At 68.1% G+C, this 14860-nt stretch carries 15 protein-coding genes; 6 read left to right on the top strand and 9 right to left on the bottom strand.

Annotated elements, in window-relative coordinates; translation table 11 throughout:
• Positions 1–103: 103 nt before the first annotated feature.
• Together QK444_RS05640 and QK444_RS05645 are read left to right on the top strand one after the other, a co-directional pair.
• On the top strand, positions 104–412 hold the full coding sequence (locus QK444_RS05640; RefSeq protein ID WP_147287022.1) for a hypothetical protein: 309 nt from the start codon (positions 104–106) through the stop codon (positions 410–412).
• A 176-nt stretch (positions 413–588) separates the two neighbouring features.
• Positions 589–1269 (top strand): YoaK family protein, encoded by a 681-nt coding sequence (locus QK444_RS05645; RefSeq protein WP_282777780.1) that lies wholly within the window; start codon positions 589–591, stop codon positions 1267–1269.
• Between the two features lie 67 nt (positions 1270–1336).
• Here QK444_RS05645 and QK444_RS05650 read toward each other — a convergent pair whose 3' ends face one another.
• Together QK444_RS05650 and QK444_RS05655 are read right to left on the bottom strand one after the other, a co-directional pair.
• A complete protein-coding gene (locus tag QK444_RS05650) occupies positions 1337–2371 on the bottom strand; it encodes an aspartate-semialdehyde dehydrogenase (protein ID WP_282777759.1) in 1035 nt (344 codons plus the stop codon).
• A 79-nt stretch (positions 2372–2450) separates the two neighbouring features.
• Entirely contained in the window at positions 2451–3716 is a 1266-nt protein-coding gene (locus tag QK444_RS05655; protein WP_029932813.1) for an aspartate kinase, read from the bottom strand.
• Positions 3717–3988: 272 nt separating this feature from the next.
• On the opposite strand from QK444_RS05655, the gene QK444_RS05660 reads away from it, so the two are divergent.
• The gene (locus QK444_RS05660) at positions 3989–4408 is read left to right on the top strand and encodes a secondary thiamine-phosphate synthase enzyme YjbQ (protein WP_282777762.1); all 420 of its coding nucleotides are present in this window, start codon (positions 3989–3991) and stop codon (positions 4406–4408) included.
• A gap of 9 nt (positions 4409–4417) precedes the next feature.
• On the opposite strand, the gene QK444_RS05665 is transcribed toward QK444_RS05660, so the two are convergent.
• The gene (locus QK444_RS05665; protein WP_282777763.1) at positions 4418–4993 is read right to left on the bottom strand and encodes a dihydrofolate reductase family protein; all 576 of its coding nucleotides are present in this window, start codon (positions 4991–4993) and stop codon (positions 4418–4420) included.
• Positions 4994–5129: 136 nt separating this feature from the next.
• Between QK444_RS05665 and QK444_RS05670 the strand changes: the two genes are divergently transcribed.
• The 3 genes from QK444_RS05670 to QK444_RS05680 all read left to right on the top strand — a co-directional run bounded on the left by QK444_RS05670 (position 5130) and on the right by QK444_RS05680 (position 7325).
• The gene (locus tag QK444_RS05670) at positions 5130–5315 is read left to right on the top strand and encodes a DUF1918 domain-containing protein (protein WP_282777764.1); all 186 of its coding nucleotides are present in this window, start codon (positions 5130–5132) and stop codon (positions 5313–5315) included.
• A gap of 188 nt (positions 5316–5503) precedes the next feature.
• Entirely contained in the window at positions 5504–6043 is a 540-nt protein-coding gene (locus tag QK444_RS05675) for an SRPBCC family protein (protein WP_282777767.1), read from the top strand.
• Between the two features lie 70 nt (positions 6044–6113).
• Positions 6114–7325, top strand: coding sequence for a low temperature requirement protein A (locus tag QK444_RS05680; RefSeq protein ID WP_282777768.1), 1212 nt, complete (start codon positions 6114–6116; stop codon positions 7323–7325).
• A gap of 18 nt (positions 7326–7343) precedes the next feature.
• Here QK444_RS05680 and QK444_RS05685 read toward each other — a convergent pair whose 3' ends face one another.
• From QK444_RS05685 to QK444_RS05710, 6 genes are all read right to left on the bottom strand, one after another.
• Positions 7344–8153: an ion transporter gene (locus QK444_RS05685; RefSeq protein WP_282777770.1), complete on the bottom strand. Its 810-nt coding sequence runs from the start codon at positions 8151–8153 to the stop codon at positions 7344–7346.
• Positions 8154–8245: 92 nt separating this feature from the next.
• Positions 8246–9871, bottom strand: coding sequence for a GMC oxidoreductase (locus QK444_RS05690; protein WP_282777772.1), 1626 nt, complete (start codon positions 9869–9871; stop codon positions 8246–8248).
• Positions 9872–10150: 279 nt separating this feature from the next.
• On the bottom strand, positions 10151–10891 hold the full coding sequence (locus QK444_RS05695) for a glutamine amidotransferase (protein ID WP_282777783.1): 741 nt from the start codon (positions 10889–10891) through the stop codon (positions 10151–10153).
• A gap of 341 nt (positions 10892–11232) precedes the next feature.
• Positions 11233–12480: a MurT ligase domain-containing protein gene (locus QK444_RS05700; protein ID WP_029932822.1), complete on the bottom strand. Its 1248-nt coding sequence runs from the start codon at positions 12478–12480 to the stop codon at positions 11233–11235.
• Positions 12481–12615: 135 nt separating this feature from the next.
• Entirely contained in the window at positions 12616–13239 is a 624-nt protein-coding gene (locus QK444_RS05705; RefSeq protein ID WP_282777775.1) for a pyridoxamine 5'-phosphate oxidase family protein, read from the bottom strand.
• Positions 13240–13291: 52 nt separating this feature from the next.
• A partial coding sequence (locus QK444_RS05710) for an FAD-dependent oxidoreductase (protein ID WP_282777777.1) occupies positions 13292–14860 on the bottom strand: 1569 nt, incomplete at its 5' end.

A 14860-nucleotide genomic window follows, 5' to 3' on the forward strand; every position in this document is an offset into this window, starting at 1 on the left:
AGATCCCGCAGCGCCTTCGTAACGAATCCATGCTCACTCCTTCCGATCGGATCTGCCGACAAGGATTGCAGACCGGGCGAGCTTACGGCGCACAGTATGGAACATGGATTTTTCTTATTGCACCGCAATTTTTCTGTGTTTACCGTCATGGGTGGGAGCTGTCGATCGACACGAACGATACGGACGTCAAGAGGTGACCATGCCCGGCGAACTGTGGTTCTTCCTACTCGGAGTCGGAATCGGTGGTGCCGCAATGTGGTTCGCGGCCTGCGCGGTGACGGCAACCAGATATTCCAGCTTCGGCGAGGGACCGACGGTACAGAACATCACCGCCCGCCTGGAGCGCGAGGGAATCCTCTCCGCGCGCACCACGAAAGGAAACTCTCCGGCGCATCGAGCATCGTCCAGATGACTGAATTCTCCGATTCCCCCTGCGCAGCGACTCATGGGTCGATTGATAGCAACTGGCTAGCAATACAGCCTGGCGACAGCTGATTCTCAGGATGCATCGGTAAGACTGGTAGCGCTCACATCCTCCCGGAAGGAGCTCTACCTGTGCCGAAAACGGAAGACAGCCCCTACGCGGGCATGTTCGACGCCGAAGCACGGCTGTCCTGGGTGCTCGCCGCCATGGCCGGTGTCATCGGCGCTGCGGCACTCCTGCATACCGAGGGCTACTTCGTCACCTTCATGACCGGCAACTCCGAGCGTGCCATCGTGAACTGGTTCGACGGGCGCAGCTCCATGGCCCTGGCCGCCATCCTGCTCATCGTCAGTTTCGTGGCCGGAGTATTCGTGGCGTCCTGGTGTCGGCGACACTTCTGGACCCAGCATCCGCACGGGCCGACGCTGCTCACCACGATGAGCCTCGCCGTCGCCACGGTCATCGACTTCTTCACGGAGACACCCGCCGGAGCTCCGGACATCGAGTTGGTGCCGATCCTGTTCGTGGCCTTCGGCACCGGGGCGCTGAACACCTCGTTCGTGAAGAACGGGGAGGTGTCGGTGCCGATCACCTACTTCACCGGAGCCCTGGTGAAGATGGGCCAGGGGCTCGAACGCCACCTCGCGGGCGCGGCCACCGCCGCCGCCTGGCTGGGCCACTTCCTGATCTGGTCGTCGTTCCTGCTCGGCGGACTCGTCGGCGGACTCATGAACATGATCACCGACGGCCTCGGGCTGCTGCTGCTGGCGACCATCGTCTGCCTGATCACCACCGTCTACACCTACCTGCACCTGGACCGGCACGGCCCGCTGGCGACGGAGTGAGAGAAGAGATCGCCCCCGAACCCAGCGGGATCGGGGGCGATCGGCCTCGTTCGGAACAGCCGCCGCGTCAGCGGTTCTCGAGCAGCACCTCGGCGATCTGAATGGTGTTGAGCGCCGCGCCCTTGCGCAGGTTGTCACCCGAGATGAACAGGGCCAGACCGCGGCCGTCGGGGACGCCCGGATCCTGGCGGATGCGGCCGACCAGGGATTCGTCGATACCGGCCGCCTGCAGCGGAGTGGGGACGTCCACCAGCTTGACGCCCGGGGCGCTCTCCAGCAGCTTGGTGGCGCGCTCGACCGAGAGCGGTCGCGCGAACTCGGCATTGATGGACAGCGAGTGGCCGGTGAAGACCGGGACGCGCACACAGGTGCCGCTCACCGCGAGCTCCGGCAGGCCCAGGATCTTGCGGGACTCGTTGCGCAGCTTCTGGTCCTCGTCGGTCTCGCCGGAATCGTCGTCGACCAGCGCACCCGCCAGCGGGATCACGTCGAAGGCGATGGGCGCGACGTACTTGTTCGGCGCGGGGAACTCCACGGCGGAGCCGTCGTGGGTCAGCTTCTCGGCGTCGTCGATGACCGCGCGCACCTGCGAGGCCAGCTCCTCCACACCGGCCAGGCCGGAGCCCGACACCGCCTGGTAGCTGGACACGATGAGGCGCTGCAGTCCGGCCTCGTCGTGCAGCACCTTCAGCACCGGCATGGCGGCCATGGTGGTGCAGTTCGGGTTGGCGATGATGCCCTTGGGCAGGTTCCGGGTCTGCTCCGGGTTCACCTCGGAGACGACCAGCGGCACCTCGGGATCCTTGCGCCAGGCCGAGGAGTTGTCGATGACCGTGACACCGGCCGCCGCGAAGCGCGGGGCCTGCACCCGGGACATGGTGGCGCCGGCCGAGAACAGCGCGATATCCAGTCCGGTCGGGTCCGCCGTCTCGGCGTCCTCGATCACGATCTCCGTGCCGCGCCACGGCAGGGTCTTGCCCGCCGAGCGCGAGGACGCGAAGAACCGCACCTCGTCGGCCGGGAAATCACGCTCTTCCAACAGCTTCCGCATGACGGCGCCGACCTGCCCGGTCGCGCCGACCACACCTACGCGTACACCCATGGCTCAGTGTCCTTTCGACATGATCGGGAGCGCTACGTGGTTACGCTGCGCTGCCGCCTCCGCGCTTGACCCGATCATGTCAGCGCCCCGTTCCGGCGTGCACGACCGCCACCTCGTCGCCGCCCAGATCGAAGGCGCGGTGCAGCACCTGCACGGCCTCGTCCAGATCGGTGTCCTTGACCAGCACGGAGATGCGGATCTCGGAGGTCGAGATGAGGTCGATATTGATGCCCGCGTCCGCGAGCGCCTCACAGAAGGTGGCGGTGACGCCCGGATGCGACTTCATGCCCGCACCAACCAGGGACACCTTGCCGATGTGGTCGTCGTACACCACCTGGGAGAAGTTGATCTCGCCCTGCCGCTTGGTCAGCAGCTCCACGGCGCGCGGGCCCTCGCTCTTGGGCAGGGTGAAGGTGATGTCGGTCTTGCCGGTCTCCACCTTCGAGATGTTCTGCAACACCATGTCGATATTGATCTCGGCATCGGCGACCGCGCGGAACACCTTGGCGGCGTAACCCGGCTCGTCCGGAATGCCGACGACGGTCACCTTGGCCTCGCTGCGGTCGTGCGCGACGCCAGTGAGGATTGCTTTCTCCAAGGGGATGTCCTCCATCGATCCGTAAATGTAGGTGCCCACCTTGTCGGTGTACGACGAGCGCACATGCACGGGCACGTTGTAGCGGCGCGCGTACTCCACACACCGCAGCATGAGCACCTTGGCCCCGGTCGCGGCCAGTTCCAGCATCTCCTCGTAGGAGACCTGTTCGAGCTTCTGCGCATCGGGGACGATGCGTGGGTCCGAGGTGAACACGCCGTCCACATCGGTGTAGATCTCGCAGACATCGGCTTCGAGCGCGGCGGCCAGCGCGACCGCGGTGGTGTCGGAACCGCCGCGACCCAGCGTGGTCACGTCCCGGCTGTCCTGGGAGACACCCTGGAATCCGGCCACCAGCACGATGACGCCCTCGTCGAGGGCTTCGCGCAGGCGACCCGGCGTCACGTCGATGATGCGCGCGTTGCCGTGCGCACCGGTGGTGACCACACCGGCCTGGGAGCCGGTGAAGGAGCGGGCCTCGGCGCCGAGCGAATGGATGGCCATGGCCACCAGCGCGTTGGAGATGCGCTCACCGGCGGTGAGGAGCATGTCCATCTCGCGGGCGGGCGGCGCGGGAGCCACCTGCTGGGCGAGGTCGAGGAGCTCGTCGGTGGTGTCGCCCATGGCGGAGCAGACGACCACCACGTCGTGGCCCTGCTTCTTGGTCTCGACGATCCGCTCAGCGACGCGACGGATGCGCTCGGCCGATTCGAGCGAAGATCCTCCGTACTTCTGAACGACGAGAGCCACGGTGGAATCCTCCAAGATCGACAAACTGCTGCTATCGAGCACTCAGCCTACCGATGAGCGTCCAGGGGTTTTGCGCCCACCTCCCGGCTGTGACCCATGTAATGCCGCGCGAATATGACGAACAGATTGACTTCGGTGGTGACGCGGGTGCGGCGGTGTCCACCCGCCACCGGCCCGGTCGCGACCGGGCGGCTCGGTTTCATGCATAACCTCTATTGGCGAGAGCGCGGCCCGGCGGGACCATGGCGGGGAGCGAATTCGGGAGGTGAACGATGAAGAGCACGGTGCTCGAGGTGAAGACCGGGCACAGCGAGGTGGTGCACGACATCACCGGGCTGTGCGAGGAGTTCCTGCGCGAGGCGGCGGGCGGCGGCGACGGGCTGCTGCACGTCTTCGTACCGCATGCCACGGCCGGCATCGCGATCATCGAACTGGGCGCGGGCAGCGATGACGACCTGCTGGCCGCGCTGCGCGATCTGCTGCCCGCCGACGACCGCTGGCGGCACGCCCACGGCTCGCGCGGGCACGGCCGCTCGCACGTCATGCCCGCGTTGATCCCGCCCTATGCCACGGTGCCGGTGCTCGGCGGCGCGATGGCGCTGGGCACCTGGCAGTCCATCGCGTTCGTGGACCTCAACGTCGACAACCCGAGCCGGACGATACGGCTGTCCTTCCTCGCCGACTCGGCGTGACCCCACGGGTCACGCCCGGTTGAACCAGGTGACCTGTGCCCCGTTGTCGAAGTCCTGCCGCCGCGTGGGCCGGAACCGGGTCGGCGTGAAGTTGCCGGTGAACGCCGAGATTCCGGCCCCCGCGATCACCGGATAGCTCTTGATGACCAGCTCGTCGATCTCGTCGAGGAGCTGGCCCGCCAGCTTGCCGCCGCCGCACAGCCATATGTTCTTCCCCTCTTCCTTCTTCAACCGACGCACCAGCGCGACCGGATCGCCGTCGACCACGGTCACGTTCGGGTCGTCCACGGAGCCGAGCGTCGTCGAGACGACGTACTGCTTCAGGTGGGCGTACGGGCTCGTGATGCCGTGCAGATAGGCCGGGTCGTAGGTGCCGCGGCCCATCACCACGGTGTCCCATTCCCGGTTGGGCGCGTCGGGGGCGAGTCCGACCTGTTCGCGGAGGTGGGTGGGCACCGACTCCGGGTACCGCTGCGTGATCCACGCGGCCATCTCGTCGGAGAGCGGATAGAAGTCGAACTCCCCGCCCGGTCCGGCGATGTAGCCGTCGAGGGAGACGCCCACGTAGTAGACCAGGTTTCGCATACTATTACCGCCTCGCTCGTTGTACTTCGTCCGTAGTGATTAGAACTGTAGTACTACATTCGGAGTGGTGTCAAGAATGTTTTCGACGCGCTTCAGCACTTGTGACGCGCATCACGAACAACCGATAATGCACATCATGCGAGCGAATGTCGGTGACCAGCTTGTCGTTCACACCCACGCCGTCGGGCTGCGGGAACGCACCGGCGAGATCGTCGAGGTGCGCGGAGACGAGGGCGCACCGCCCTATGTGGTGCGCTTCGACGACGGCCACGAGAGCCTGGTCTTCCCGGGCCCGGACTGGGAAGTGAAAGCTCGCGGCTGAAGCCGTATTCCGCGTACTTCACCGCGGCCTCCCGAAGATTCTCGAAGACCCTCCAGGGTCGTCGATCCCGTTGCCGGACAGCGGAATTCGAGCATGTATCAGTTTCCGCGAGTACCAGCTACCGGACCGGTAGGTTGACTCCGAGAGCGACGCTCGTCACAATCGGCCCCTGAAGCTGGAGGGTTGTAATGCGTACTAAGACTGATCACCGATTCGTTGTCGACGTCGATCCCGAACAGGTGATGGAGGCGCTGCTGACGGTCGAGCGACTGCCCGACTGGTCGCCTTCCCACCAGGATGTGCGTGTCGCGACTCGCGACAGCTATGGGCGGCCCAAGCGGGTTTACGTGTCGGCCAATCTCATGGGCCGACCCGACCGGCAGGTGGTCGAATACACCTGCACCCAGGACCGAATCGAGTGGAAGGTCACCGAATCCAGCGCCGGTGCGGGCGGCAAGGGCTGGTTCGAGATCGCCGATACCGAGGACGGCACCGAGGTCTGGTACCACTCCGAGATCCGGCTCCCGATTCCGGTGCCCGGCATGTTGCTCAAGCGCACCGCCAATCGCGAGAGCGAGACGCTGGTGGAGAACTTCATCGCCTACGTCGAGGATTACGCGGGCATCGAGCCGGAGGCCGAACCGGAGCCGTACCCCGAGGGCGCGTACGAGCCGCGCGGGTACGCCGGGCCGCTGTACGGCGGATCGTTCGAACCCGGACTGGCCTGACCATTACGCCGGCGGCGGAAATCCGCCGGAGGTCCGCGCCTTTCGGGCGATTCCTGCCACGATGTCCTTCATGAGCGAATCGCGCCGATCGCGGACGACAGCGGTGTCCGAGGGCTCCGCCGTCACTCAACTGGAACTGTTCTTCGACCTGGTGCTGGTCTTCGCCTTCACCATGGTCGCCGATCTCGCGGCCCACGAGACCACCGCGGTGAACATATTGCGAGCACTCGTGGTGCTGGCCCTCATGTGGTGGCTGTGGGTCGCGTACTCCTGGCTGGGGAACGTGGTCCGAGCCGACGAGGGCGTGACCCGCCTCGGCATATTCGTGGCCATGGGGGCGACCTTCCTCATGGCGCTCGCGATTCCCGAGGCATTCCACGACCTTCCGGGCGGCTGGTACGCACCCCTGGTATTCGCCATCGGCTACCTGGTGGTGCGGCTGGTGCACATCGTCGTGTTCATGGTCGCCAGCTCCGAGGACGCCCAACTACGCGGACAGGTGGTGCGCTGGGGCCTGGGGTCGCTGACCATCGGCGGCGGACTGCTCGTACTCGCGGCATTCACGCACGGCGCCTGGCAGATCGCGCTGTGGATGCTCGCCGTGGCCGGAGACATGCTCTGGACGATGATCGCGGGCACCGACTGGCGACTCAACTCCGTCAAGCACTTCGCCGAACGGCACGGGCTCATCATCATCGTGGCGCTCGGCGAATCCATCGTGTCCATCGGCATCGGCGTGTCCGGGCTGCCCATCTCCTGGCCCATCGCACTGGGATCCATGCTGGGACTGGCCATCTCCGGGCTGCTGTGGTGGGCGTACTTCGATATCGCGGCGCTCACGGTCGAGCAGGCCATGCACCGGGCCGACGGGGCACGGCGGATCAAGATCGCGCGAGCCTGCTATACCTACTGGCACTTCCCCATGATCGTCGGCATCATCGGACTCTCCGTGGGCCTCAAGAAGGTGCTGAACTACGTGGGCGGGGCCGACGGACACACATTGGCGGACGAGCTGTACGGCATTCCGCTGTACGGGCTGTTCGGCGGCGTGGTGCTGTACCTGGTCGCCCTCGTGGGCTTCAAGCAGTACGCGACGGGTCAGGTGAGCACGCAGCGGCTGGTGGCCGCGGTGGCGCTGCTGGCGCTGATCCCCGTCGCCGCCGCGCTGCCCGCCCTGGCGGCGCTCGGCATCCTGTGCGCCGTGCTGGCCGTGCTCATCGTCTGGGAGACGGTGCGGCACGCGCGGTTCCGCGACGAGATCCGACACGGCCACGCGGTGTAGGCAGCCGTCCCGGACCGGTCAGCGCTCGAGCACGGCCGAGCGGTCCGGGACGGGCGGCGGCCGATGGTCGAACGAATCCGGCACCCGCACGCCCGCGCGCACTGCTTCGCGCATCTGATCCACATTCTCCCGCAACACATCGGCGACCAGCTCGTCGGTGCGCGGGTCGGCCAGCACGTCGAGCACCACGCGGAAGCTGGCGTCGGCGATGCCGCGAATGATCTCCTCGTGGAAGGGCAGATAGCGCACGCGACCCAACTGCGGATCCTGGCGGATGGTCTCCAGGATCATCTGATCCAGCTCGGCGCGATTCTCCTCCAGCGCCGCCGAGATATTGCGGGTGAAATGGGCGGTCCGCAACACCTGGGCGACCTCGTCCATGACGGCCACCGTCACCGGGCGCTTGATGGTCTCGACAATGGTTCCGACCGAGCGGTTCACCACCGCGGCGGTGACCCGGTCGCCGAACGCCCGGTCCGCCACCCGCGCCAGGCGCACCACGACCACCACGATCCGCAACAGCCGGAAGCCGCGGAAGAACGGGCTGGTCACCGGGATCATGCCCAGCACCTCGTACCAGTAGACGAACGGGAACGACCACGGCCAGCCCTCGCGCCGCCAGCGCCAGACGAACTCGATCGCGAAGACGCCGCAGATGATCCAGTCCACCACCACGATCGTCCGATAGGTGCTGTCCGCCACCGGAAAGAACGTCACCCAGCCGACCAGCACCACCGAGACGACGGCCAGTGCCAGCATGGCGAAATCTGTCCACAGCACCGGCGGTTTGCGCGGGTACTCACCCTCCGCGCCGCTGAACTGGCTCACGACGGCCCCTTCCACCTCGAAACAGCCAAGCCGAGAGTAGTTGCCGCGCCGGTGCCGCGGGCGGAACCGAACCGGGCCGGGCGATCCGGCGGCTACCGCCCGGCGCGGAGGATGGCCTCGATATTGCGTTCGGCGACGGCGGTGATGGTCAGGGACGGGTTCGCCGTGGCGGTGCTGCCGGGCAGGGCCGCGCCGTCCATCACGTACAGGCCCGGGTGGCCGTGCACGCGGCCGTAGGCGTCGGTGGCGCGGCCCAGCACCGCGCCGCCGAGCGGGTGGGCGGTGAAGAAGGCCTGGGCGTCGTAGCCGATGGGCGTGTAGTCCACGATCGCGCGGCCGCGCTCGGCGATCCGGTCGTCGACGGCACGGCAGGCGGCCAGCACCTGGTTCTGGGCGTGCGCGGGCCAGGTCAGGCCGACCCGGTCGGTGGCGCGGTCGTAGCCGAAGCGGGCGCGGGTCGGGTCCAGCACCATCCCCAGTGACGCGATGGCCCCGGTGTCCACCGGAATGCCCGGCACATACCAGTTCTCCAGGGTCAGCGGAACACCCGATTCGTCCAGGATGCGGCTGGCGCTCGGGACGCCGTTGCCGACCCCGGTGAGGGCGTTCGCGCCGCGCGCCAGCACCGCGTCGCCATTGGTGCCCCAGCCGTCGCCGACGTGCTCGTTGAGGTGTGGCAGCGCACCGGTCGCCTGGGCGCGCACCAGCAGTTCGGAGGTGCCCACCGAACCCGCGCCCAGGAACAGGCGGTCACAGGTGAGGGTGCGGGTGGACAGCACCTGCCCGGTGGGGGCCAGCTTGGTCACCGTGACCGCGTACCGGTCGCCGTCCTGCGCGATGGCGTCCACCCGGTGACCGGGATAGATGCCGGTATTGCCGGTGGCCTCGGCGTAGCGCAGGTAGTTCTGGTTGAGATCGAACTTCGCGCCGTTGGAATTGCCGAGATTGCTGCGCGCGGCGATGGCGGAGGCGCGGGTGGTGCCCGCCAGCTCACCGCGAATGATGTTCCAGTCGAAGGCGGAATCGTTGGCCGTGGGCTGATAGCCCGCCGCCCGCACCTGCTGATCCCAGATGCGTGAATGCGTGAACGGCGCGGAGCCGTACACGTCCGCGGGCATGGGGCTCAGCCGCAGCATCTGCCGCACCCGCGGGTAGTAGACGCGGTCCAGTTCGTCGTAGTTCACGACGCCGCGGAAGACGGCATCGAACAGATGCCGCTCGGGCGCGACCATGGCCCCGGTGAAGACCACCGAGCCGCCGCCGACCGCCGCGGCCCGCCACACGTCGATACCCGGGTACTCGGTCACATCGAGGACACCGCCGAAGCTGGCGAACGACATGGGCACCTTGGTCACGCCGGTGAAGGTGTTGCGGTGCCAGAACCCGCGCCCGTCCGGCAGGTCGTCACCGGTGAAGATCTCCCGCCACGGGTCGTTGGGCCACCGGGAGCCGCGCTCCAGCACCGTATTCCGCACCCCGGCCTCGGCCAACCGCAGGGCGGTGACCGCCGCGCCGAACCCCGAGCCGATGACGATGGCCTCGGTGTGCTCCGGCGGATCCGGTAGCGGCGCAAAGATTTCCGGCACCCATGCCTCGAACAGCGCATGCCACAGGAAATTCGCCGACGCCGGTCCGGCGCCGCGCGTAGCGGCCCCCGTCCCGACGCCCGCCAGCAAAGCCGCCACCCCGGCAGCCTTCAAGACGGCGCGTCTCCGCAACCGGCCACCTCCTCATCAACCAATGGCCGCGCGCGACACTACCGGGCCGCCGCCCGCACCTCAACACGTTCGCAATATCCCTGCGAGCGCCATGTTCGGCGGCTATGATTTCTCGGTTTTCCGATGTGCGCCACCGTATCCCGCCGACCCCGCGTCCCGGTGGGTGCGGCGGGTCCCGACGTCCGATCGCGTCCGGCGCGGTCGGACCATGCGCGCGATCGGTTCACCGCGGTCGGGCCGGTCACACGAACGGGCCGACCGTGTAGGAAACGCGTCGACTCAGGCGCGCAGGCGTTCGCGGCGGAGCTGCTCCACCTCGGGGAGATCGAGGGGCGGGAGGGAATCGACGCCGAGGGCCTTGGTGAGCAGGTAGTCGGCGAGTTCCGGGTTGCGGGCCAGGGCGGGACCGTGCATGTAGGTGCCGATGACCGAGCCCTGCACCACACCCTCCAGACCGTCGCCGACGCCATTGCCGACACCGCGGGTGACGCGGGCCAGACCGGTGGCCGCGCCGCCGAGTTTCGTGCCGCCACGGTGGTTCTCGAAGCCGGTGAGGGGCTGGCTCAAACCCGCGAGGATCGGGTTGGTGACCACCTCACCGATGGCGCGCTCGGCCTGCGGGGAGGTGGTGACGTCGATGAGGCCGACACCGTCCACGCGTTCGCCCGAGGAGGTCTCGTACCAGTGGCCGAGCACCTGGATGGCCGCGCAGATGGCCAGCACCGGCACCCCGCGCCCGGCGGCGGCCTGCAGGCCGGGGTAGCGCTGCAGGTGGCGGGTGGCCAGGCGCTGCGCGGAATCCTCCGCACCGCCCAGGGTGTAGATGTCGAGCGAGTCGGGAACCGGCTCGCTCAACGAGATCTCGACGATCTCGGCGTCGTAGCCGCGCATCCGCAACCGCTGACGCAGCACCACCGCATTGCCGCCGTCGCCGTAGGTGCCCATGACATCGGGCAGCACCAGACCGATGCGCACCGTGGACTCACTCGACCGCTTCCCTTGCGCCGCAGCCTGTTCCACCCGTGCGGCGGCCTGGATCCGCGCCGCGGTGATATCCGCCGCCGCCGGCGACGAAGCATCGCCCCCGGCCACCGCATGCTCACCGGCAGCCGGTGACGACGCCGCCTCAGCACCATCTACGGCCGCAAGCTCACCGGTACCCGCCGACGGGGCCACCGCAGCGCTCGAGCCAGCGGTGTCCGCGGACCCGGCAGGCGCATCTTCTCCGAAGCCAGCGGCCTGCCGCGAGGCAGCGCCGTCCCGACCGGATGCGGACGCGCCGTGGTCGGCGGTATCCCTCGGCCGCTCGGCGGTGTCCTTCGGCTGTTCGGTCGTGTCCTCCGGTCGGTCGCTTCGCTCGCTCATGCGCGCACCCCCGCCTTCTCCTCCAGGTCGCGGTTCAGGTCGCGGAATGCCGTGTAGTTGGCCAGCACCTCCACCTGCCCCGGCGGGCAGGAGCGGATGGCGCGCAGGGGGTCCGCGACGATGGTGTGCTGTACCCCGGCGTAGGTGAGGCGGACCGCGAGGTCGGTGGCGCGCTCGCCCGCCGCCACCACCCGGGTGCCCTCGAAGTGTTCGAACCGCACGTCCCACAGCCAGGACAGGTCCTCGCCGTCGGGCACCTGGCCGTTGACCGCGATCACCAAACCCTTGGCGGCGGGGTCGATCATGGACAGCGCCTCCTGCCAACCGGCGGGGTTCTTGGCCAGCAGCAGTCGGGTCGCGTGGTCGCCGACCTGAACGGTGCGGTAGCGGCCCGCGATCTCCTTCACGGTCGCCGCCGCCGCGACGGCCCGCGCCGGATCGGCCCCCAGCGCGATGGCCGCCGCCACCGCCTGCGCGGCATTACCCCGGTTGGCACGTCCGGGCAGCGCCAGGCTCAGCGGCAGCTCCAGTCCGTCCGGGCCGTACAGCGTGTGCTCGTCCACCCACCAATCCGGTTGCGGGCGTTTGAAATCCGTGCCGGTGCTGTACCAGTGGTCGCCCTCCCACAGAATGGGCTCGCCACTGCGCGGGCAGCTGGTGGCATCGACCTGCCAGCCGCTGCCGGCCGCCACCCACACCACATTCGGGTGGTCGTAGGCGATGGAGGTGACCAGCACGTCGTCACAGTTGGCGATGAGCACGGCGTGCTGATGCCGGGCCATGCCGGCGCGCAGGCGGCGCTCGATCATATTGATCTCGCCGACCCGGTCCAGCTGGTCGCGACTGAGGTTGAGCAGCACCACCGCCGAGGGATTCAGCGCATCGGCCACATGGGGCAGATGCAGCTCGTCCACCTCGATCGCGGCCAGCGGCGCGGTGCGATTCGCGGTCAGCGCGGCCACGATGCCGGCGTCCATATTCGCGCCGTCGGCCTGGGTGGCGACCCGGCCCAGGGTGCCGAGCGCGGCCGCCGTCATCCGGGTGGTGGTGGACTTGCCATTGGTGCCGGTCACCAGCACCGTGCGCCGTCCCCGGCCGAGCTGCGTCATGAGTGACGGGTCGATCTTCAGCGCGATCAGCCCGCCGATCATCGACCCCTTACCGCGCCCGGCCTTCTGCGAGGCCCACGACGCCGCGGTCGCCGCCCGCAGCGCCACCCGCCCGCGCACCGAAATGTCTGCCACGCCGCGAGTCTATTGCCGCCACCGCACCCCGCCACACGCGGTCCGCGTGATCCCTCTCGCACAGACCGAACGGTCAGGGGGAATCCGTGGCGGTATCGCGCGGGAGACCCCCGCCACCAGTTCCCCCTCGGCGGATCAGGACCTGTAGAGGGACCGGGCGTAGTTGGGTTCGGAGTAGTAGTGGGTCAGTTCCTCGAGGGATTGGGGGGTGTCCGGTTGTAGTTCTTTGACCAGGTGAGCTTGGGTGGGGAGGGTGTCGGCGGGCCAGCGGTCGGGGTGCCAGAGGTTGGAGCGCAGGAACGCCTTGCCGCAGTGGAAGAAGATCTGGTCGATGTCGACCTCCACGGCGAGGATGGGGCGGTGGCCGCGCACGATCATGTCGTCGAAGTACGGGGCGTCGCGGACCAGGCGGGCGCGGCCGTTGACGCGCAGGGTTTCGGTGCGGCCGGGGATCACGAACAGCACGCCGATGTGCGGGTTGTCCAGGATATTGAGGTAGCCGTCGGCGCGACGGTTACCGGGACGCTCCGGGATCGCGATGGTCCGATCATCGAGGACCCGAACGAATCCGGCGGGGTCACCCTTCGGGGAGGCGTCGCAATTGCCCGCGGCATCACTGGTCGCCAGCACCACGAACGGAGACGCCGCGATCCACTCGCGGTCGCGCGGGTGCAATTGGACGCGTTCCTTGGCGGCGGCGCGAGGATTCACCGCGCCCAACAGTTCTCGCAGTTCCTCGGGGTCGGTGATCTCGCTCATGGATTCGATTGAACGCCCCGACCCGGCTGCGGCACCAGGGGGTTGTGAACAATCAGACCGGACCGTCGAAGAGGTTCGGCTGGCCGCTGGCGTAGCGCGCGACATCCAACTGCCGGAAGGGCTCCAGCTCCGCCGCCCGGTACAGGGTGAACAGGCGACAGCGCGGGGCGGTGGCACCCGTGACGTCCAGGATGGCGTTCACCGCCGTGCGCGCCGACTCCGACGCTCCCTCCATGGTGGCGAGATCCACATTCGTCCGCACGTAATCGCCTGCCAGATACAGATTTTCGATGGCGCCGTGACACTCCGGGCGGAGCGCCCACGATCCGGCCGTATTGATCAGCAGCGGGTCGGCGTTCTCGTTGCGGCGGGTGGCGGCATTCCAGGTGATGCCGGTGTCGAGGAACCAGGAGTGCAGATCCTCGTCGCGCAGCAGCTCGGAGCGGTCGTTGAGGTGGGCCTTCAGCTGCGCCCAGACCTCGCGGACGATCTCGTCGTGAGTGCACTCCTTGGCCGTCTTGCCGTAGAGCGGGCCGGGGGTGTTCCAGTCGGAGATGTCCACCGACAGGCAGTCGACGACGGTGCCGTCCCCGTGTTCGGACAGTCGCACGCGCGGCCAGAACTGATCCTGGGAGATGGAGGTCAGCGACCACGGCGAGTCCACGTAGGCCACGTGGCCGCGCGCGATGGCGGTCGGGCGGCGCAGGAAGAACTGCAGGCCCGTCATCCAGTCCACCATCAGCTGGTGCATGCCCGCCAATTCCGGTCGCAGCGCCAGGATTTCGGGAGTGAGCAGGCTGCGTGCCGCCTCCACGGGCAGGGCGCACACGAAGTGGTCGGCCGCCACCGTTTCGGCCGCGCCGGCGGCGGTCACCACCCGGGCCGAGCCGATGCGGTTGCCGCTCACGTCGAGTCCGCGCACCTCCGCCGCGACGAAGCGCACGCCGAGTTCTCGCAGCCGCGCCGCCCACGGGTCGATCCACGCCTCATTGGTGGGGCCGTCCAGAATCCGGTCCAGCGCACCGTCATTGCCGATCTCGAGCGGATTGCCGAGGAACTGCTCGCCCATATTGCCGATGGTGCGGGTGCTGGCCAGATCGTCCCGTGCCGCCACCAGCAGGGTGGTGAGGGTGCGGGACATGAGCATGCGGAATTCGCTCGACCGGTTGCGCGCGCCCACGTAGTCGCGCCAGGACACCTTGTCCCACTGGCCGTATCGGCGGGCGTCGCAACTGGTGTTGAAAACCAGCAGTCGGTTGGCGAAGTAGAGGGCGTCCTGATACGGCATCTTCGCCGTGGTGGAGATGGCGGAGCTGACCGTCTCGCGGAAGTCTTCCGGCGTCGCCCAGACCCGGCCCGCCTTGCCCAGCGGCATGATCACGTCGTCGTTGTCGCGACGGGAGAAACGCGCCTCGGGTGCGGCGATCAGGTTGTCCCACACACCATTGGCGTTGCCCGCGAACGGGATTCGCCGCATGGTATCCGGAATGTGGTGGTAGAAGCCGGGAAAGAAGCGGAAGCCGTGCTCGCCCCACAGATCGGGACGACCACCCCGGCCGCTGCCCGGCACCCGCATGCTGCGCGCCTTGCCGCCCAGCGCCCGCCGCTCGTACACGGTGAC

Origin of the sequence: Nocardia sp. CC201C (genome assembly GCF_030010695.1) — a bacterium.
GTDB classification, from domain to species: Bacteria; Actinomycetota; Actinomycetes; order Mycobacteriales; family Mycobacteriaceae; genus Nocardia; species Nocardia otitidiscaviarum.